The 19017-nt window shown below is 76.4% G+C and carries 19 protein-coding genes; 8 read left to right on the top strand and 11 right to left on the bottom strand.

The genetic code is table 11. The features are described from left to right. Nucleotides 1-106 precede the first annotated feature (106 nt). The 7 genes from JOF54_RS03620 to JOF54_RS03650 all read right to left on the bottom strand — a co-directional run bounded on the left by JOF54_RS03620 (nucleotide 107) and on the right by JOF54_RS03650 (nucleotide 9545). Nucleotides 107-1312 carry a VWA domain-containing protein gene (locus JOF54_RS03620; protein ID WP_307803808.1) on the bottom strand — a complete coding sequence of 402 codons (1206 nt, stop codon included), beginning with the start codon at nucleotides 1310-1312 and terminating at the stop codon, nucleotides 107-109. After that, the gene (locus JOF54_RS03625) at nucleotides 1309-3780 is read right to left on the bottom strand and encodes a DUF5682 family protein (RefSeq protein WP_307803810.1); all 2472 of its coding nucleotides are present in this window, start codon (nucleotides 3778-3780) and stop codon (nucleotides 1309-1311) included. Before JOF54_RS03625 ends, JOF54_RS03620 begins: the two co-directional genes overlap by 4 nt. Next, a complete protein-coding gene (locus JOF54_RS03630; protein WP_210053070.1) occupies nucleotides 3777-4895 on the bottom strand; it encodes an ATP-binding protein in 1119 nt (372 codons plus the stop codon). Before JOF54_RS03630 ends, JOF54_RS03625 begins: the two co-directional genes overlap by 4 nt. Next, on the bottom strand, nucleotides 4892-5761 hold the full coding sequence (locus tag JOF54_RS03635; protein ID WP_210053072.1) for a DUF5691 domain-containing protein: 870 nt from the start codon (nucleotides 5759-5761) through the stop codon (nucleotides 4892-4894). Before JOF54_RS03635 ends, JOF54_RS03630 begins: the two co-directional genes overlap by 4 nt. A gap of 10 nt (nucleotides 5762-5771) precedes the next feature. Then, nucleotides 5772-7118 carry an SWIM zinc finger family protein gene (locus JOF54_RS03640; RefSeq protein ID WP_210053073.1) on the bottom strand — a complete coding sequence of 449 codons (1347 nt, stop codon included), beginning with the start codon at nucleotides 7116-7118 and terminating at the stop codon, nucleotides 5772-5774. A 68-nt stretch (nucleotides 7119-7186) separates the two neighbouring features. Then, entirely contained in the window at nucleotides 7187-8086 is a 900-nt protein-coding gene (folP, locus tag JOF54_RS03645; RefSeq protein ID WP_307803811.1) for a dihydropteroate synthase, read from the bottom strand. 28 nt (nucleotides 8087-8114) lie between these two features. After that, nucleotides 8115-9545 (bottom strand): MFS transporter, encoded by a 1431-nt coding sequence (locus JOF54_RS03650; protein ID WP_307803812.1) that lies wholly within the window; start codon nucleotides 9543-9545, stop codon nucleotides 8115-8117. A 105-nt stretch (nucleotides 9546-9650) separates the two neighbouring features. Here JOF54_RS03650 and JOF54_RS03655 point away from each other — a divergent pair, with 105 nt between their 5' ends. The 3 genes from JOF54_RS03655 to JOF54_RS03665 all read left to right on the top strand — a co-directional run bounded on the left by JOF54_RS03655 (nucleotide 9651) and on the right by JOF54_RS03665 (nucleotide 11337). Next, nucleotides 9651-10001 carry an MmcQ/YjbR family DNA-binding protein gene (locus JOF54_RS03655; protein WP_210053076.1) on the top strand — a complete coding sequence of 117 codons (351 nt, stop codon included), beginning with the start codon at nucleotides 9651-9653 and terminating at the stop codon, nucleotides 9999-10001. Between the two features lie 85 nt (nucleotides 10002-10086). Further along, nucleotides 10087-10707 carry a DUF805 domain-containing protein gene (locus JOF54_RS03660; protein WP_210053078.1) on the top strand — a complete coding sequence of 207 codons (621 nt, stop codon included), beginning with the start codon at nucleotides 10087-10089 and terminating at the stop codon, nucleotides 10705-10707. Nucleotides 10708-10815: 108 nt separating this feature from the next. Beyond that, nucleotides 10816-11337 carry a thermonuclease family protein gene (locus tag JOF54_RS03665; protein WP_210053081.1) on the top strand — a complete coding sequence of 174 codons (522 nt, stop codon included), beginning with the start codon at nucleotides 10816-10818 and terminating at the stop codon, nucleotides 11335-11337. An 85-nt stretch (nucleotides 11338-11422) separates the two neighbouring features. Here the strand turns inward: JOF54_RS03665 and JOF54_RS03670 are convergent, their stop codons facing one another. Together JOF54_RS03670 and JOF54_RS03675 are read right to left on the bottom strand one after the other, a co-directional pair. Next, nucleotides 11423-12034: a class I SAM-dependent methyltransferase gene (locus JOF54_RS03670; protein ID WP_210053084.1), complete on the bottom strand. Its 612-nt coding sequence runs from the start codon at nucleotides 12032-12034 to the stop codon at nucleotides 11423-11425. A gap of 58 nt (nucleotides 12035-12092) precedes the next feature. After that, complete coding sequence (locus JOF54_RS03675) at nucleotides 12093-12686, bottom strand: C39 family peptidase (RefSeq protein ID WP_210053086.1); 594 nt, start codon at nucleotides 12684-12686, stop codon at nucleotides 12093-12095. 281 nt (nucleotides 12687-12967) lie between these two features. On the opposite strand from JOF54_RS03675, the gene JOF54_RS03680 reads away from it, so the two are divergent. Next, nucleotides 12968-14557 carry an alkaline phosphatase D family protein gene (locus tag JOF54_RS03680; RefSeq protein WP_210053088.1) on the top strand — a complete coding sequence of 530 codons (1590 nt, stop codon included), beginning with the start codon at nucleotides 12968-12970 and terminating at the stop codon, nucleotides 14555-14557. Nucleotides 14558-14590: 33 nt separating this feature from the next. On the opposite strand, the gene JOF54_RS03685 is transcribed toward JOF54_RS03680, so the two are convergent. Next, nucleotides 14591-15859, bottom strand: a complete 1269-nt coding sequence (locus JOF54_RS03685; RefSeq protein ID WP_210053089.1) for a uracil-xanthine permease family protein — start codon at nucleotides 15857-15859, stop codon at nucleotides 14591-14593. Nucleotides 15860-16117: 258 nt separating this feature from the next. Here JOF54_RS03685 and JOF54_RS21375 point away from each other — a divergent pair, with 258 nt between their 5' ends. The 3 genes from JOF54_RS21375 to JOF54_RS03695 all read left to right on the top strand — a co-directional run bounded on the left by JOF54_RS21375 (nucleotide 16118) and on the right by JOF54_RS03695 (nucleotide 17462). Further along, nucleotides 16118-16252: a hypothetical protein gene (locus tag JOF54_RS21375; RefSeq protein ID WP_281073314.1), complete on the top strand. Its 135-nt coding sequence runs from the start codon at nucleotides 16118-16120 to the stop codon at nucleotides 16250-16252. Between the two features lie 62 nt (nucleotides 16253-16314). After that, complete coding sequence (locus JOF54_RS03690) at nucleotides 16315-16683, top strand: ArsR/SmtB family transcription factor (RefSeq protein WP_210053091.1); 369 nt, start codon at nucleotides 16315-16317, stop codon at nucleotides 16681-16683. Continuing rightward, complete coding sequence (locus JOF54_RS03695) at nucleotides 16680-17462, top strand: cation efflux transmembrane domain-containing protein (RefSeq protein WP_210053093.1); 783 nt, start codon at nucleotides 16680-16682, stop codon at nucleotides 17460-17462. The genes JOF54_RS03690 and JOF54_RS03695 overlap by 4 nt, the downstream gene beginning before the upstream one ends. Nucleotide 17463: 1 nt before the next feature. On the opposite strand, the gene JOF54_RS03700 is transcribed toward JOF54_RS03695, so the two are convergent. Then, nucleotides 17464-18039, bottom strand: coding sequence for a TetR/AcrR family transcriptional regulator (locus JOF54_RS03700; RefSeq protein WP_210053095.1), 576 nt, complete (start codon nucleotides 18037-18039; stop codon nucleotides 17464-17466). An 85-nt stretch (nucleotides 18040-18124) separates the two neighbouring features. Between JOF54_RS03700 and JOF54_RS03705 the strand changes: the two genes are divergently transcribed. Next, nucleotides 18125-19006, top strand: a complete 882-nt coding sequence (locus JOF54_RS03705) for an SDR family oxidoreductase (RefSeq protein ID WP_210053097.1) — start codon at nucleotides 18125-18127, stop codon at nucleotides 19004-19006. The last annotated feature ends 11 nt before the right edge of the window (nucleotides 19007-19017 follow it).

Consider the following 19017-nt stretch of genomic DNA (forward strand, 5'->3'; position numbering starts at 1 on the left):
AGTGAGGAGGAGCCGGTGGACACGCTCTTCGTCCACCGGCGACTACGAAGCCGGCGGGCCGGAGCGCGGTCCGCGGCCGAGCGGAGCGAGGCCCATCAGAACCTGCTCAGGCTGGTGCCGCCTGCTCGCGGGCGGCGGTCTCGGCCCACCGGCCGATGTCGCCGCGGCCGAGGGCGACGGCGAGCAGGTCGGGGAACTGGTCCGGCGTGCAGGCGAAGGCCGGGACGCCGAGGGCGGCGAGCGCGGCGGCGTGCTCGTGGTCGTAGGCGGGCGCCCCGGAGTCGGACAGGGCGAGCAGCACGACGACGGTGACGCCGTCGGCCAGCAGCTGGTGGACGCGGCGCAGCATCTCCTCGGCGATCCCGCCCTCGAACAGGTCGGAGATGAGGACGAGCACCGTCTCCTCCGGCCGGGTGACGAGGCCCTGGCAGTAGGCCAGCGCCCGGTTGATGTCGGTGCCGCCGCCCAGCTGGCAGCCGAAGAGGACGTCGACGGGGTCGGCGAGCTGCTCGGTGAGGTCGACGACCTCGGTGTCGAAGACCACCAGCGAGGTCCGCACCGTGCGGATCGAGGCGAGGGTGGCGGCGAAGACGGCCGCGTAGACCACGGACTCGGCCATCGACCCCGACTGGTCGAGCGCCACGACGACGTCGCGGGAGACCGTCCGCGACGCCCGCCGGTAGCCGACCAGCCGCTCGGGCACCACCGTCTGGTGCTCGGGCAGGTAGTTCCGCAGGTTGGCGCTGATCGTCGCCGGCCAGTCGATGTCCGCCGGGCGGGGGCGGCGGGTGCGGTCGGCCCGGCTCACCGCGCCGTTCACCGCCGCCGTGGTCCGGGTGGCGATCCGTCGCTCGATCTCGGCGACCACCTTCCCGACCACCAGCCGGGCGGTCCGCCGCGTCGTCTCGGGCATCACCCGGTTGAGGCCCAGCAGGGTGCTGGCCAGGTGGACGTCGGGCTGCACCGAGTCCAGCAGCTCCGGCTCCAGCAGCATCGACGTGAGCTGGAGCCGGTCGATGGCGTCGCGCTGCATGACCTGGACGACGCTCGTCGGGAAGTAGGTGCGGATGTCGCCCAACCAGCGCGCGACGCCGGGGGCCGAGGAGCCCAGTCCCCCGGCCCGGCGTGCCCGGGTGCCGCCGTCGCCCGCGTCGTCGCCGTCGTAGAGCGCGGCGAGGGTGCGGTCCATCGCCAGCTCGTCGGTCGTCAGCGTTGCGTCCAGCTCCTCCTCGGCCGCCCCGCCGAGCAGCAGCCGCCAGCGGCGCCGGGCCTCGTCGTCGCCCGGGGTGCCCGCGGGGCGGTCCCCGCTCACCGGGAGCCGCCCAGGATCAGGTCGACGGTGCCCAGGGCCGCCCGGGCCAGCTCGTCGTCGAGGTCGACGGGCTCCACGGCCGCCGGCTCCCCACCCCGCGCGGCCAGCCGCCCGGCCAGCGCGCGCCGCTCGGCCGGGGTGAAGGTGCCGAAGGTGCGCCGGACCAGCGGCAGCAGGTCGGTGAACTCCCGCTCGTCGAGGGTGGTGACCCAGCCGTCGAGCAGGTCGCGCAGCTGGGTGTCGTGCAGGAGCAGCAGCGCCCCGTCGGAGAAGAAGCCCTCGACCCACGCCGCCTTCGCGGCGGCGTCGACGCCGTGGGAGAGCGCGCGCTCGACGCGGGCGGGGGCGTCGTCGATCCGGTCGGCGTCCACCAGCAGCCGGACGGTCCGGCCCACCAGCAGCCCGTGCACGTCGCGCCGGTCGACGACGGCGGCCAGGGCGGCGAACCAGCGCTCGCGCAGCCCCGACCCGGCCGGCACGGGGGCGTCCTCGGCGGGCTCGGTCGCCTCGGCGAGCAGCCCGACCGCGCTCCCGACCTGGTCGACCAGCCCGCGCAGGGTGGCGGCGCTGTCGTCGTCGAGGCCGCCGACCGCCTGCGGCAGCCCGGCGCAGATCCGCAGCACGAGGACCTCGGCCACCTGGCGCAGCGCGCGGGTGTCGGTGCCGCGGACGTCGCCGTAGCGCTGGGCGCGGGCCAGCGGCGGCAGGGCCTCCATCAGGTGGACGACGTCGGCGTCGAGCGCGGCCCGGTCGGCCAGCACCTCGAGCAGCCGCTGCAGGGCGTCCGGCAGCCCGGCGAGCAGGCAGTGCTCCACGGTGCGGGTCAGCTCGACGAGGCTGCCGCCGGCGAGCCGGTCCTGCACCCGCGCGGTCGCCGCCGACTCGACGGTCGTGCCCCACACCGCCGCGCGGACCAGCGCGACGGCGAGCGCCGGCCGCCACGTCGCCGACCAGGTCTCGCGGAAGGTGCCCTGGCTCTGCACCCCGCTCTCGGCCGGGGTCACCCAGTCGATCCCCAGCAGCCGCAGGCGGTGGAACAGCTGGGATCGCTCCTGGTCGATGCGCCGCCGCAGGTCGAGGTCCAGCACCCGGGCCTTCGGCTCGCGGCGGACCCGCAGCCGGCGGCAGGTGGCGACCAGGTCGGCCTCCAGCGGCACCATCGGCACCGACGGGTCGACCGCTCCCAGGGCCTCCCCCACGACGAGGTCGGCGGTGACCATCCGCGCGGCCCGGTCGTCGCCGTCGCAGAGCACGGCCCGGGTGGCCTCCTGCACCTCGGCCAGCCCGGCCAGCGGTCGCAGCCGCAGCGCCGCCAGGGTCTCGGCCAGCCGGACGGCCTCGATGACGTGCGCGCTGGAGACGACGAGGTCGTGCGCGCGCAGGGTCCGCGCGACCTTCGTGAGCCAGCGCACCACCGGGGCGTCGGGGGCGGTCCACAGGTGCTCGTACCAGCCGGGCGAGGCGATGCCGGCGCCGTAGCCGCTGGTGCTCGCGAGGTGGCCGTGCGTCCACGGCACCCAGGTCAGCGTCACCTTCCGCTTGGGTGCGCCGCGCAGCACCCGGGTGTCGGCGACGGCGGGCGGCAGCGGCCAGGTGAGCGCGGGGGCGTGCCAGGCCCCGCAGACGACGGCGACCCGGCGCCGGCCGCGCTTCACCGCGGCGCGGATCGTCTGGCGCATGTGCGCCTCCCGCCGCTCCTCGCGGAGGGCGTCCCGGCCGGCCGGGCGGCCGGGGTCGCGGCGCAGCTCCGCCATCGCCTCGGTCAGCAGGGGGAAGGGCGAGGACCCGTCCAGCCGGGACTCGACGACGTCGTCCCACCACCGCTCGGGGTCGTCGTAGCCCGCGGCCTCGGCCAGCGCGCGCAGCGGGTCGACCCGGGCCCAGCGGCGCGGGTCCAGCGGGGCGTCGGGGTCGACGGGCTCCGCGGCGACGACGCCCTCCGCCGGCTCCGGCTCGTCGGCCGCTCCCGGCCCGGCACCCTCGTCCACGCGGCCCCCGTCGGGCTCGTCCTCGTCGGCGGTGTCGAAGAGGTCGGGCTTCGGCGGGGCCAGCACCTGGGCGGCGGGCAGGTCGCACATCCCCACCTCGACGTCCGCGGCGAGGGCCCAGCGCAGGGCCTGCCACTCCGGGGAGAAGACGGCGAAGGGCCAGAAGGCCGAGACGGCCGGGTCGTCGGCGGCGTAGGCCAGCAGCGCGACCGGCGGCACCGTCCCGGCCGCGGCGGCGAAGTGCAGCAGCGGGTCCGCGTCGGCGGGTCCCTCGATCAGCACGACGTCGGGCCGGAACGCCTCGAGCGCGGCCAGCAGCGAGCGAGCCGAGCCCGGGCCGTGGTGGCGGATGCCGTAGACCTCGACCTGCGGCTCGACGGGCGCGGCCAGCTCCTCGACGGCTAGCTCCTCGACGGCCGCCGCCGCGACGCCCGTCTCCTCCGCCACCGGCGCGGCGGGCTCCGGCGGGGCCGTGGTCACCCGACCTCCCGGCAGGCGCGGTAGAACTCGGCCCAGTCCTCCCGCGGCCGGACGACGACCTCGAGGTACTCGTCCCAGGCCACCTGGTCCGAGACCGGGTCCTTGACGACGGCGCCGACCAGGCCGGCGGCGACGTCGGCGGGCCGCAGCCGGCCGTCGCCGAAGTGCGCCGAGAGCGCCATCCCGCTGGTCACGACCGAGATCGCCTCCGCCGTCGACAGGGTGGCCGACGGGCTCTTCACCCGGGTGCGGCCGTCGGCGGTCAGCCCGGAGCGCAGCTCGCGGAACACCGTCACCACCCGGCGGATCTCCTCCAGCGCCGCGGGCACGGCGGGCAGCTCCAGCGACGACGCGAGCTCGGCCACCCGGGTGGCGACGATGGCGACCTCGTCCTCCTCGCGCGCCGGCAGCGGGAGCACGACGGTGTTGAAGCGGCGGCGCAGCGCCGAGGAGAGGTCGTTGATCCCCTTGTCGCGGTCGTTGGCGGTCGCGATGACGTTGAACCCCTTGAGCGCCTGCACCTCCTCGCCCAGCTCGGGCACCGGCAGCGTCTTCTCCGAGAGCACGGTGATGAGCGCGTCCTGCACGTCGGCGGGGATGCGGGTGAGCTCCTCGATGCGGGCGATCGCCCCGGTCCGCATGGCCACCATCACCGGGGAGGCCACCAGCGCCGCGGCGCTCGGGCCCTCGGCCAGCAGCCGGGCGTAGTTCCAGCCGTAGCGGATGGCGTCCTCGGTGGTGCCGGAGGTGCCCTGGACCAGCAGCGTCGAGCGGCCGGAGACGGCGGCGGCCAGGTGCTCCGAGACCCACGACTTGGCCGTGCCCGGGACGCCGAGCAGCAGCAGCGCGCGGTCGGTGGCGAGGGTGGCCACGGCGACCTCGACGAGGCGGCGCGAGCCCACGTACTTCGCGCTCACCGGCGTCCCGTCGGGCAGCACGCCGCCCAGCAGGTAGGTGACGACGGCCCAGGGCGACAGCCGCCAGTGCGGGGGGCGGGGCCGGTCGTCCGCCGCCTCGAGGGCGGCCAGCTCGGCGGCGTAGACCTGCTCGGCGTGCGGGCGCAGCGGCTCGCCGGGCGCCGTCGGGGTGAGGACGGTCTCGGGCGTGCTGGTCATGCCTGCTCCTGGGGAGGTGCTGCGGGGGTGGGGGCGTCGTCGTCGTCGTCGAAGGCCTGGTCGACCGAGGCGCGGTCCGCGGCGGCCGCGGCGGCGACGGCCACGGCCTCCTGCAGCAGCCGGAGCCCCGGCTGGCCGCGGCCCGCCCCCTCGGGCAGGGCGGCGGCGGCCTGGTCCAGCAGGTCGAGGTCGTCGGCGGAGAGCCGGGCGCCGACGGCGGCCCCGTAGCGGCTGGCGCGCCAGCCCAGCTGGCCGCCCAGCAGCACCCGCAGGGCGGCGACGGCCAGCTCGCGCGGCCACGGCGCCGGGACGTCCAGGGCCAGCTCGGGCCGGGCGCGGACGGCCGTCTCGTCCGGGACGGGTCCGGCGGGGGCGGCCGGACGCCCGGGGACGGGACGGGCCAGCACGTCCGCCAGCCGGGACCAGGCCAGGTTCTGGGCCACGAACCAGACGCCCTGGGGGCCGAGGGCCTGGGCCAGCACCCCGCGGTCGAGGTCGGGTCGGGTGGCGGCCAGGGCCGCGAGGTCGGTCCAGTGCTCCGGCGCCGGTCGCACGCCGCGGGCGGCGGCCGCGGCCAGCCAGGCGTTGAGCAGCTCGGGCACGGGGCGGGCGAGCAGGCGGCCGAGCAGCTCCTGGGCCGCCGGTGGCGCCCAGGGCGCCGGGTCGTCGGGGGCGGCCGCTGGCGCGTCGCACCGGCCGAGCGGCCGGGCTGCGCGGTGCCGGGCCCGCTGCCGGACGGCGTGCTCCAGCAGCGCGGTGGGGGCGGGGGCGTCGGGGTCGGCGGCGGTCAGGTCCGCGGGCAGCGGCCGCCGGTCGGTGCCCAGCAGCGCCGTCGTCACCACCTCGTCCCAGGGGGCGCTCACCACGGCCGGCTCCTCACGCGGCCTGCAGCACGTCGGCGCCGGTGCCCGCGGCCCCCAGCACGGCCAGCGGACGGACGCCGTCGGTCGACCACTCGGCGACGACGGGGACCTCGCGGCCGCGCGCCTGCGCCACCAGCGGCCAGGGCTCGCCGCCGCCGCCGGTGACGGGGCAGCACCGCCCGTCGACGTCGCGGAGACGCCAGCCCGCGTCCTCGGCGGGCGGGACGGGCGCGGCCCGCAGCAGCACCGGCAGCCGGGTGGCCCAGGGGTCGGCGGCGAGCAGGTCGGCGAAGCGGCGGCGGGCGGTCGCCAGGTCGTCCTCGGGCGGCCACGGCTCTCCGAGGTGGTCGCGGGCGCCCGCCGGTCCGCTCGCGGGCTCACCGACGACGGCCCGCAGCTGCCCGGCGCCCGGGTAGAAGTGCAGGGAGCCGGCGAACCGGTCGCCGAGGACGACGGTGGTGTCCGGGGCCCCACCCGGCGGCACGAAGGTCAGCCACAGCGCCCACCGCCGGCTGTGCCGGCCCCAGAGCCAGACCCGGCGGCTCTCCAGCCGGGACTCGACGGTGTCGACCTGGCCGACCGCCCACCAGTCGTCCTCGACGCCGGGCCGGGCCAGCACGTCAGCGCGGCTCACCGGGTAGCCGACGTGGCTGCGGACCGTCGCCGCGAGGTCGGCGGGCAGGGCGTCCAGCCGGCGGTGCGCCTGGACCAGCAGGTGCAGCCCGGCGAGCTGCTCGAGCACCCGCTCGGGCCAGCCCTCGCGGCCCAGCTCGGCCGGGACGCGGCGCAGCAGGGTGGCGACGCCGGGAGCCTGGGCGTCGACCATCCGGGCGGCGACGGCGTCGACCGCGCCCCAGCCCCCGCGCTCGAGGCCGGCCAGGCCGGTGCGGACCTGGTCCTCGATCCAGGTGCTCAGCTCCTCCAGCCCACCGGCGACCCGCTCGGCCCGGGCGGCGACCCGGGCGGCGGCCGCGGCCGGGTCGGCCACCTCCCCGGCCGGTCGGGTGGCCCGGGTGGTCGCCGTCCGTCCCACCAGCCGCCGCTCCACGAACGCCGGCGGCTCGTGCTCGTCGAGCAGCCCGTCGCTCCAGGCCAGCAGCAGCGCCAGGGCGTGCTTGCAGGGCGACTTCCGGCTGGGGCAGGTGCACGTCCAGGCCTCGGTGGCCACGTCCAGGGCGACGTCGTAGGGCGTCGCCCCGCTGCCCTGGTAGCGGCCCCACAGCCGGGTGCCGCCGCGACCGGTGCCGACCCAGCCGGAGCCGGCGAGCCGGAGCGCCGCCTGCCGGGCCGCGGTGTCGGCGGCGAGCCGGAGCACGCGGGGGCGGTCCCACGCCACCGCCGCCTCCGTCGGGCCGCTCACCATGGCCAGGAGCGTAGTTCGGAGGGCTGACAGCGCCCTCGCCTCCTCCGCCGGCGGACCGTCCGGGCTCAGTCGACGTTGTGCCGGAGCCCGGTCGGCACCCGCAGCCCGAGCAGCGCCTCCGTCATCCGGGCGGCCGCGACGGCGGGGCCGACCTCGTGCATCCGCCACAGACGCGCCCCGCCCAGGGCGCAGGCGGTGGCCGCAGCCAGCGACGGGGCGAGCCGCTCGGGCTTCGCCAGCCCCGTCGACTCCCCCACGAAGTCCTTGTTGGACACCGCCGCCAGCAGCGGCAGGCCGAGGTCGGCGATCTCGGAGAGCCGGCGGGTGAGCTCCAGGGTGTGCAGGGTCGTCTTGTTGAGGTCGTGGCCGGGGTCGATGACGACCTGCTCCTCGCGGACGCCGTGGTCCAGTGCCCGCTGCACCCGCGTCTCCAGGAAGTGCTTCACCTCCGCCACCACGTCGTCGTAGCGGGGCCGGCGCAGGTGCTGGCGGGGCTCGGCGAGGCTGTGCGCGACGACCACGGTGGCGTCCGTGCCGGCGACGACGTCGGCCATCTCCGGGTGGTGCAGACCGGTCGTGTCGTTGACGACGGCCGCCCCGGCGGCGATGCTGCGGGCCGCCACCTCGGGGCGGAAGGTGTCGACGGAGATGACGACGTCGGTCGCGGCGGCGACGGCCTCCACCACCGGCAGCACCCGGTCCAGCTCCTCGGCCTCGGTCACCTCGGGCGTGTCCGGGGAGAACGGCACGCCGCCGACGTCCACCCAGCCGGCCCCGGCCGCCGCGGCGGCGAGGGCTGCCTGCACGGCCCGGTCCAGCGCGTAGGTGCGGCCCTGGTCGTAGAAGGAGTCCGGGGTCCGGTTGACGATGCCCATGACGACGATCTCGGCCGAGAAGTCGAAGGTCCGGCGGCCGATCGTGCGGACGGGGTGCCGCAGCGGCGGCAGGTAGGGCGGGGCGCTCACCGGGCCAGTGTTCCCCCTGGCACTGCCGTCAGCGTCCGGCGACCTCGTCGCCGGCGCTGCGGTGCAGCACGACGGCCTCGACCAGGGGCGCCAGCATGAGGACGGCCAGGACCACGAAGGCGACGGCGTAGGGCGTCACCGGTCCGGTCGCGCCCGGACCCGCCGTCAGGTCGACGACGCGCAGGATGACGGCGCCGACAGCCACGCCCAGCCCGACGGCCACCTGCTGCAGCGTCGAGGCGAGGGTGTTGGCGTCGGTCATGTCGGCGGGCTCGAGGTCGGCGAACTGGAGGGAGTTGTAGGCGCTGAAGCCGACGGAGCGGAAGACGCCGCTGAGCAGCAGGACCGCGCCGATGACCACGAGCGGGGTGCCGGGCCGGAGCGCGGCGATGGCCAGGAAGACGAGCAGGCCGCCGGCGACGCTGGCGATGAGCACGCTGCGGAAGCCGAACCGCCGGATCAGCGGGCTGGTCGCGGGCTTGATGCCGACGTTGCCGAGGAACAGCAGCAGGACGAGCAGGCCGGCCTGCACCGGTGACCACCCGAAGCCCACCTGGAACATCAGCGGCAGCAGGAACGGCACCGCGCTGATCACCATCCGGTAGACGCCGCCGCCGACGTTGCTCACCCGGAAGGACTGCAGCCGCAGAGCCCCGAACCGCAGCAGCGGGTGCGCGGCGCGCCGCAGCCAGACCGCGGTGAGCACCCCCAGCAGGACGGCGCCGACGAGGGTGCCGAGCGGGGCGAGCGGGCCGCCCCCGTGCTGGGGCCCCAGCAGCTCCAGCCCGACGAGCAGGGCGGCCAGCGTGCCGGCGCAGAGCGAGAAGCCGACGAGGTCCAGCGGGGGCACGGCGGGCGCGGTGTCCACGGCCGGGACGACCCGGGCCGCGACCACGAGGGCCACCACCCCCAGGGGCAGGTTGATGAGGAAGATCCAGTGCCAGCTGGCCACGCCGACGATCCAGCCGCCCAGCGCCGGCGCGATCACCGGGGCGACCAGCGCCGGCCAGGTGAGGTAGGCGACGGCGTCCAGCAGGTCCTTCTTCGTGGTGGCCCGCAGCACCACCAGCCGGCCGACGGGGACCATCAGCGCGCCGCCGACGCCCTGCAGGACGCGCATCCCGACGAGCATCGGCAGGTTGACGCTGAGCGCGCACAGCAGCGAGGCGACGGTGAAGATCGCGATGGCGCTCATCAGCACGCGCCGGCCGCCGTAGCGGTCGGTCAGCCAGCCGCTGATCGGGATGCCGACGGCGATGGTGACCAGGTAGGCGGTCATGGCGAGGTTGACGTCGACGGGGGCGACGCCGAGGTCCCCGGCGATCGCGGGCGCGGCCGTGGCGATGATCGTGCCGTCCAGGTTCTCCATGAAGAACGTGCCCGCCACCAGCAGCGCGAGCGGCCGGTTGAGGGTCGCCGAGCGCCGTCGGGCGGGCCGGGAGGGGGCGGGCGCGGTCACGGGCCCTGACCCTACCGAACCGGTTCAGGTCGGCCCGTGCGGCGAGCGGGGGCGGACCGCGGGCGACGGCTGCGGGCTGTCGGCGGTCGGTGGTTCGATGAGCGGGTGGGGGCGAGCAGCGACGACTTCTGGGACCTGGCCCGGCAGCTCGACGGCGTCGAGCAGGTCGACCACGGCCGCTACGTGCACGTCCTCACGCACGGCCACGGCTTCGGCTACCTGTGGCTGCCCACCCAGACGGTGGGGCTCAAGCAGGAGCTCAGCGAGCAGATCGCCCTGGTGGCCGAGAGGCCGGACGTGTTCGAGGTCCAGTTCACGACCGGCGCTTTCGGCTGGGTCGTCGTCCACCTCGCCGGCGTCGAGCGCGGTGAGCTCGCCGAGCTGACGTACGAGGCCTGGCGGCTGACGGCGCCGGCCTCCGTGGTCGCCGAGCGGGGTGACCGGCTGCCGCTCTGACGGTGCCGCCGCGCCGGTCCGCCGGTCCGCCGCCCCGACCCGGCCGTCGGCGACGATGGCAGCCCCGACCTCCCCAGGAGCCCCCGTGTCCTTCCCCCCTCCCGGTCCGCCGCCCGGCGCCCGGACCGCGCCCCCGCCGCCCGGCCCGGCCCCGCTGCACCTGCCGCAGCACGACGCCACGCCCCGTCAGGCCGCCGAGCGGTTCTTCCGCAAGTACGCCGACTTCTCCGGCCGGGCCACCCGCAGCGAGTACTGGTGGTGGACGCTGATCGCCTCCGTGATCTCCGCGGTCCTGCAGGTGGGCGGCACCCTCGCCCTGGGCGGCACCCTGCTCCCGGGCCTGGACGGGACGCTGCCCGACCTCCGCACGTTCCTGGTGCCGCTCATCCCCAGCCTGGTCTGGTCCCTGGCCGTGCTCGTCCCCGGCATCGCCCTGACCGTCCGCCGGCTGCACGACGGCAACCGCTCGGGCTGGTGGTACCTCGCGGTCCTGCCCAGCCTGGCCGGCAGCGTCCTGCAGCTGGTGGCGGTCAGCTCGATGGACGAGCAGCGGCTGGCGGCCGGCGACCTGGGCGGGCTCGCGCTGGGACCGCTGATCGGCGGCGGGGTGCTGAGCCTGGTCGGGCTCGTCGGCTCCATCGCGGTGCTCGTGTTCCTCATCCTCGGCCCCGACCCGCGCGGCGTCCGGTTCGACCGCCGCGGCTGAGGTCACGAGCGGGGCACGACGCGCGGTGACCGCGCCGTCCGCCACGTCCGAGCGCCTACGATCCGACGGCCGCCGTCCTGCGACGTGGCGTCGGCGAGGACGGAGCGCGTGGTGAGGTCGGCCCTGGTCCCGGTCGTCGGGGTGGTGACGGCGGCGGCCGTCGTCCTCGGCGCGGTCGTGGCGTTCACGGGCTCCGACGACGACCGCCAGCGGGCCACCGTCGTGCGGGTCGTCGACGGCGACACCCTCGTCGTCGACTACGACGACGCGCAGCACCGGGTCCGGCTGCTCAACGTCGACACCCCGGAGACGGTCGCCCCGGGCCAGCCCGTGCAGTGCCTCGGGCCCGAGGCCACGGCCTTCCTGGAGACCCGGCTGCCCGTCGGCGCGCCGGTCGTCCTGCGTTTCGACGAGGACCGTCTGGACCGCTACGACCGCGAGCTGGCCGGTGTGTTCGACGCCGACGACGTGCTGGTCAACGCCGAGATCGCCCGCGCCGGGCTCGGCGTCGCCGTCGTCCACGAGCCCAACCGCCGCTTCTACGCGCAGGTGCGCGACGCCCAGGAGCAGGCCGAGGCGCACCAGGTCGGCCGCTTCTCCCCGACGCTGGCCTGCACCCCGGCCGGGTAGCGCTGCTGCACCCCGAGGTGCTCGCCGCACCCCGACGCCGGGGTGCAGGAGCGACCCCGGGGTGCGGGAGCGAGGGCGCGCGGCCTCAGGCCGTGGCCCGGCCCTCGTAGAAGTAGCGCGCCGCGCGCGGCAGCCCGGGCTCGTAGGAGCGGTCGAGGACGGTCCAGGTGAGGCCCGCCCGCTCGACGAGGTCGGCCACGTCGCGGTCGAGGACGCAGCCGGCGACGGCGCGGTTGAGCCCGCTCCAGCGGCGCTGGGCCCGGGCGACGCCCCCGTCGGGGGCCAGACCGTGCTCGACGAGGTGCAGGACCGCCCCCGGCCGGAGGACGCGCCGGACCTCGCGGAGCGCGGCCAGCGGGTCGGGCACCGCGCAGAGGCTCCACGTGCAGAGGGCGGCGTCGAAGCGGTCGTCGGGCAGCGGGAGCCGCTGGGCGTCGTCGCCGACCACGGCGACCGGCACGGCGGACGCGGCACGCCGTCCCGCGGCCAGCTCCAGCGCCACGGCGGAGGGCTCGACGGCCGCCACCGCTGTCACGGCCGCCGGCAGGTGGGGCTGGTTGAGGCCCGAGCCGTAGCCCACCTCGAGGACCTCCCCCACCAGGCCGGCGCACACCCGCCGCCGGATCGCCGCGGTCTGGGCGTCGCCCAGCGCGGCGGCCAGCAGCCGCGGCTGCAGGTGGCGGCGGTAGAGGCCCATGCGCTCACCCTGGCCGGACGGGCCCGACCCGGCAAGAGGTGCCGGGCCGGGTCGCGGCTCAGCTGAAGGCGGTGAACCGGTTGAGCTTGTTCCAGGCCACGACGTCGTCAGCGCCGAACCAGACGCCCTTGCGCGTCGGCTCGTCGGGGTCGGCGATCTTGTACGCGCCGTCGCGGTAGCCGACGATCGCCACGTAGTGGCCGGCCGAGTAGGTGTCACCGGCGACCCGGTCCATGTTGATCACCACCGCGTGGCCCGCGTCGATGCTCGCGACCACCCGCATCCGGAGGCGCTCCTTCAGCGTGCCGGCGGGCGGCTGGCGGAACACGTAGCGGTGCGCCGCTCCGGTCAGGCCGAGCCGCTGGTTCAGCACGGCCGCGATCCGCAGCGGGTCCTGCAGCCCGGACCCGCCCGACAGGCCGAGGTCGCGCGCGAGGCCGGCCTGCGTCGGGTTCCGCCGCGAGCTCAGGGCGATGAAGCTGCTGGCCGCCGAGCACCACGACTGGGTCTGCTGGCGGACGTACTCGTAGGCCACGGTGCGCTGCGCACCGGCCTGCGCCGTCGTGGCCGGCAGCACGCCGACGAGGGTGCCGGCACCGAGGCCGACGCCGAGGCCGAGAGCCTGACGACGGGAGAGCGAGGGGTTCTGCATGGTTCCTCCTGAGGGGATCGGGTGCGCCCACGCAACCACGGCAGCGGGTCACCCCGACCCCGTCCGCCGACGCCCCGGGAGCCCCGCGTCAGGCCCCCGCCGACCGATGGTCGGCGAGCGGTCGACGCCGTCGCCTTGACCGTTCACCCGGTCCACCGACGGTCGCCGAGCCTCCGCGCCGCGTTCACCCGAGCGCCGTCGGGGCGCGGTCTGCGGCTGGGAGGAAGGGGGTGCCCCCGCCCGCACCCGCGGGCCCCGTTCCCCCCGAGACGGAGATCCCGATGGCCCCCACCCCCACCCTGTCCCGCCGCCGGCTGCTGGGCGGCGCCGGAGCCGGCGCGCTGCTGCTCGGCACCGGCCTGGTCGACGTCGGCGACGCCGGCGCCGCAGTCCGCCTGCGCCGCAACCCCTTCACCCTCGGCGTCGCCTCCGGGGACCCACGCCCCGACGGCGTCGTCCTCTGGACGCGGCTGGCGCCCGAGCCCTTCGAGCCCGACGGCCGCGGCGGCATGGGGAAGAAGTCCGTCCGCGTCCGCTGGGAGGTCGCGGCCGACGAGCGGTTCCGCCGGGTGGTCCGGCGCGGCAGCGCCGTGGCCAGCGCGGAGCTCGGCCACTCGGTGCACCCCGAGGTCGACGGCCTGGAGCCGGACCGGCGCTACTGGTACCGCTTCCGCGTCGGCGACCACCTCTCCCCCGTCGGCCGCACCCGCACCTTCCCCCGCCGCGGCAGCGCGCCGAAGGACCTGCGCTTCGCCTTCGCCTCCTGCCAGGCCTGGCACGACGGCTACTACACGGCCTACGACCACATGGCCGAGGAGGACCTCGACCTCGTCGTGCACCTGGGCGACTACCTCTACGAGAAGGGGCTGAAGTCGAACAAGCGCGGGGTGGACCTGCCCGCGCACTTCGACCCCGAGACCTTCAGCCTGGCCCGCTACCGGCTGCAGTACGCGCTGTACAAGGCCGAGCGGCCGCTGCAGCGGGCGCACGCGGCCTTCCCCTGGATCCAAACCATCGACGACCACGAGGTCGAGAACAACTTCGCCGACGACCGCTCCCAGGCCGACACGGGCTCCGACCAGGACCCCGCCGTCTTCCGCCGCCGTCGGGCCCGGGCCTTCCAGGCGATGTACGAGAACATGCCGCTGCGCCGCAGCCAGCTGCCCGACGGCCCGGACGTGCGGCTCCATCGCCGGCTCCCCTACGGCACCCTCGCCGACTTCACCATGCTCGACACCCGGCAGTACCGCAGCGACCAGCCGTGCGGCGACGGCGAGTCCGCGAGCTGCGACGAGCGCTACGACCCCGACCAGACCATGCTGGGCGGCAAGCAGAAGCGCTGGCTGCTCGACGGCTTCTCCAGCTCGCGCGCGCAGTGGCAGGTGCTGGGCAACCAGGCGCCGATGGGCCAGACCGACCTCACCCCCGGCGGCGACGAGACGCGGGTGTACCTCGACCCCTGGGACGGGTACGTCGCCGAGCGCAACCAGGTCCTCGGCGAGGCGCAGGACCGCGGGGTGCGCAACCTCGTCGTCATCACCGGCGACCGGCACCAGAACTACGCCCTGGACCTCAAGCGGGACTACGACGACGCCCGCTCCGCCGTCGTCGGGACCGAGTTCGTCGGCACCTCGATCACCAGCGGGGGCGACGGCGGCGACCGGACGCCCGAGATCGCGAACCTGCTGGCCGCCAACCCGCACTTCCGGTTCGCCAACTCCCAGCGGGGCTACGTCCGCGTGCACGTCGACCGGGAGCGCTGGCGGAGCGACTTCCGGGTGGTGCCCTACGTGCTGCGGAAGGGTGCGCCGGTCAGCACCCGGGCCAGCCTCGTCGTCCAGGACGGGCGTCCCGGCGTGCAGACCAGCTGAGCCAGACCGCCCGGCCCGCGGGCTCCCCGCGGGTCAGGCGGTGCCGCGGGCCCGCGCGACGGCGTTCATCACGTGGTAGACCACGATCGCCGCGACGGTGCCCAGCGCGATGCCGTTGAACGACACGGTGCCCACGGTGAAGGTGAACGGGGCGATGGCCACGACCAGCGCAGTCGCCGCCGTCAGCTGGTTGGTCGGCTTGGCGAAGTCGACCCGGTTGTCCATCCAGATCTTGACGCCGATGATGCCGATCAGCCCGTAGAGGGCCGTCGTCACCCCGCCCAGCACGCCAGCGGGGATGGTGTTGATGACCGCGCCGACCTTCGGGGAGAGGCCGAGCAGCACCGCGAACGCCCCGGCCACCCAGTAGGCCGCCGTCGAGTAGACCCGCGTCGCCGCCATCACGCCGATGTTCTCCCCGTAGGTCGTGGTGCCCGAGCCGCCGCCGAGCCCGGCCAGCGTGGTGGCCAGGCCGTCGGCGAGGAGCGCCCGACCGGTCAGTTTGTTGACAGCAGGGTCGGTCATCTGGGCGACGCCGCGGATGTGGCCGACGTTCTCGGCCACCAGCACCAGGACGACGGGCAGGAACGCCGGGAGCAGCGACCAGAACCCGGGCGTCAGCTGCGGCGCGGTGAACTCCGGCAGTCCGACCCAGCCGGCCGCGGCGACCGGGGCGTAGTCGACCTCGCCGCGCAGCACGGCGACGACGTAGCCGACGACCACCCCGAGCACGATCGAGAGCCGGCCGAGGATGCCGCGGAACACCACGGTCGCGAGGATGACCGCCGCGAGCGTGATCACCGCCGTCACCGGAGCCTTGACGAAGTTGTCGCGCGCCGCCGAGGCCAGGTTGAAGCCGATGAGGGCGACGATCGCGCCCGCGACGACCGGGGGCAGCAGCGCGTCGATCCAGCCGGTGCCGGTCACCTGGACCACCAGCCCCACCAGGGCCAGCAGCAGGCCGACGGCGACGATGCCGGCGAGTGCGCCGCCCCGGCCGTCGGAGGCGGTCGCGGCGGTGATCGGGGCGATGAAGGCGAAGGAGGACCCGAGGTAGCTGGGCAGCCGGTTCTTCGTCAGCAGGAGGAAGAGGATCGTGCCCACGCCCGAGAAGAAGAGGGTGGTGGTGGGCGAGAAGCCGGTGAGCACCGGCACCAGGAAGGTGGCCCCGAACATGGCGACGACGTGCTGCATCCCCAGCCCGACGGTCCGGCCCCAGCTCAGCCGCTCGGCGGGGCCGACGACGGCGCTCGCCTCGACGTTCCTCCCGTCGCCGTGGAGGGTCCAGATCTGTCGGGCCATGTCTGCCTGCTTCCGCCTCGTCCGCCCGGGGGTGCCGCGGGCCGGGAGGAGCGTAGCGGGACCGGCACCCGCCTTCCCGACGACGGCGCGGGGCCGGACGGCGGGCGGCCGGAACGGTCCGGCGGGCCGATCCTGAGCAGCTCCTGAGCCGGGCCGGGGCCCACGCCGGTGGTCGCTGGAGGTGGGCCCGGCAGAGTCCTCGACGTCGCCCGGCGCGACGGCCGCCACCGGCCCACCGACCCACCCCGAGGAGCTCCCGTGACCACCACCTCCCCCACCGCCCCGGCCCTCTGCTCCGCCGCCAGCGCCTCCGCGGCCGCCCGGGCCCGGCTCCGCGAGCGCGTCGCCGCGCTCTACGGCCCGCAGCCCACCGCCACCGCCGGGACGCGCTGACCCTCCGGCTCCTCGGGGCGACGGGAGCCTGCTCGGTACAGCGTTCGCTGTACCGTCGGCCCGTGCTCTCCACCGCCACCGACGCGCTGGCCCGCTTCGGGCACGCGCTGTCCGACACCACCCGGACCCGGACGCTGCTCGCGCTGAGCGACGGCCCGGCCTACCCGGCCGAGCTGGCCGCGCTGGTCGGCGTCTCGCGGCAGGCGTTGTCCAACCACCTCGGCTGCCTGCGCGGCTGCGGGCTGGTCGTCGGGGTCCCCGAGGGCCGGCGCACCCGCTACGAGCTCACCGACCCGCGCATCGGGCACGCCCTGCAGGAGCTGCTGGCGGTCGTCCTCGTCGTCGACCCGGCCTGCCCGCCGAGCTCGGAGGCCCGGACCGCCGACCCGCGGGCGAGATCTGGGCGAGCCGACGCCGGGGTCCGGTCGTGACGGCAGCACCGCTCCGGCTGGGACCGGCTCCCGCCCGCCGAGCGCTGCTCGCGCGCCGGGTGCGCTGGTTCGTGGCCGCGACGATCACGTACAACGTGGTCGAGGCCGTGGTCGCCCTCACCGCCGGGGCCCGGGCCTCGTCGTCGGCGCTGGTGGGTTTCGGCCTCGACTCCGTCGTCGAGGTCGGCTCGGCGGCCGCCGTCGCCTGGCAGTTCGCCGGCCGCGACCCGGAGGCGCGCGAGCGGACCGCGCTCCGGGTCGTCGCGCTCTGCTTCTTCGGCCTGGCCACCGTGGTCACCGCCGACGCGGTGCGCTCGCTGCTGGGCGCCGGGGACGCCGAGCACTCGACGACCGGCCTGGTGCTGGCCGGCTTGAGCCTCGCCGTCATGCCGCTCCTGTCCGCCGGGCAGCGCCGGGCGGGGCGCGAGCTGGGCTCCCGCTCAGCGGTCGCGGACTCCCGGCAGACGCTGCTGTGCACCTACCTGTCCGCCGTCCTGCTGGTCGGGCTGGCGCTCAACAGCCTGTTCGGCTGGTCCTGGGCCGACCCGGTCGCCGCCCTGGTCATCGCCGCCGTCGCCGTCCGGGAGGGCCGTGAGGCCTGGCGCGGGGACGCCTGCTGCAGCCCCGCCGCGGCGCTCGGCCCGGACACCGGGGAGGCGTGCGCAGACAGGTGCTGCGACGGGGAACTGCGGGACGACGACACCCAGAGCCCGTCCGCACCTGCTGTCTCACCACCGTTGCCGCACCCACGACCCGGCGCGCCGGCCCGGCGGGGGTAGCTCAGCCCAGCGTGGCCGTCGCGGCGCGGAGGTCCTCCAGCGCCGCGAGCGAGCAGGCGGCGAGCCCGCCGGTGTCGCCGTCGGTCTCCGACCACCGCGCGTAGCCGCGCTTGAACGCGAGGACTCCGAGCTCGCTCGCGAGGTGCGCGGTGGGGTCGGGGACGCCGCGGGCGACGAGGGCGGCGGTCATGGCGGCCGCCATCCCGACGCTCTTGAGGGCGTCGCGCTCCTGCAGCTCGGTGCTCGCGGCCACGGCCGCCTTGATCCGCGGCCCCAGCTCGCGGTTGGCCGGACCCATCGCGGCCGAGGCGCGCTCGAGCCCGACGGCGACCGCCTCCAGCGGCGTCGCGCTAGCGGGGGCCTCGGCGACCCCGTCGGCCAGCAGCCGGCTGAGTGTCTCCTGCCCCGCCACCAGCAGCTCGCGCTTGTCGGAGAAGTGGCGGAAGAAGGTGCTCCGGGTCAGGCCCGCCCGCTCGGCGATCTGCGCGACGGTGGTCGCGTCGTAGCCCTGCTCGGTGAAGAGGTCGACCGCCGCGACGACCAGCCGCTCGCGCGCTCCCGGCTCCCATCGACCCATGCCCCCCATCCTAGGCTGATGGGACTATTGTCCCGTCACGGTGCTACGGTGATGCAACACCAGTCCCATCACTCGAGGAGTCCTCGTGCACGTCTTCGTCACCGGTGCCACCGGCACCATCGGCTCTCCCGTGGTCGCCGAGCTGCTCGCCCACGGCCACACCGTCCTCGCCCTGGCCCGCTCCGACGCCTCGGCCCGCGCCCTCGAGTCCGTCGGCGCCGAGCCGCTGCGGGGCTCGACCGCCGACCTCGACGTCCTCCGGGACGGCGCGGCGCGCAGCGAGGGCGTGATCAGCCTCGCGTTCGGCAGCGACTACAGCAGCGGCGAGGCCGTCGCCCGCTCGGTCGAGGAGGAGGGCGCCGCCCTCGCGGCGCTCTCCGAGGAGCTCCAGGGCAGCGACCGACCCCTCGTCACGGTCTCGGGCACCCCGTGGGTGCCGGGTCGCCTGTCGACCGAGGCCGACCCCGCCCCCACCGACGGGCCCGTGGGCGGCCGCGGCCGCACCGTCGCCGCCCTGCTGGCCCTGGCGTCGCAGGGCGTGCGCGGCTCGGCCGTCCGGATGCCGCGCACCGTGCACCACCGGGGTCAGGGCGGGTTCGCCGGCCTGCTCACCGACCTGGCCCGCCGGACCGGGGTGTCGGCCTACCCGGGCGACGGCACCCAGCGCTGGCCGGCGGTGCACGCCCTCGACGCCGCCGTCCTCTTCCGGCTGGCGCTGGAGTCGGCGCCGGCCGGCACGGCGTGGCACGCGGTCGCCGACGAGGGCGACCAGGTCCGCGACATCGCCGCCGTCATCGGACGACGTCTCGGGCTGCCGGTCGCGTCGCGCCCGGTGGAGCACTTCGGCCCCTTCGGGCCGATCTACGCCCTCGACCAGCCGGCTTCCAGCGCGGCGACGCGCGAGGGCCTGGGGTGGCGCCCCACGCAGCCGGGCCTGCTCGAGGACCTCGAGAACCTCGCGCCCTGACGGCTCGCCCG

It is taken from the genome of Microlunatus capsulatus (genome assembly GCF_017876495.1).
In the GTDB taxonomy this organism is placed as follows: domain Bacteria; phylum Actinomycetota; class Actinomycetes; order Propionibacteriales; family Propionibacteriaceae; genus Microlunatus; species Microlunatus capsulatus.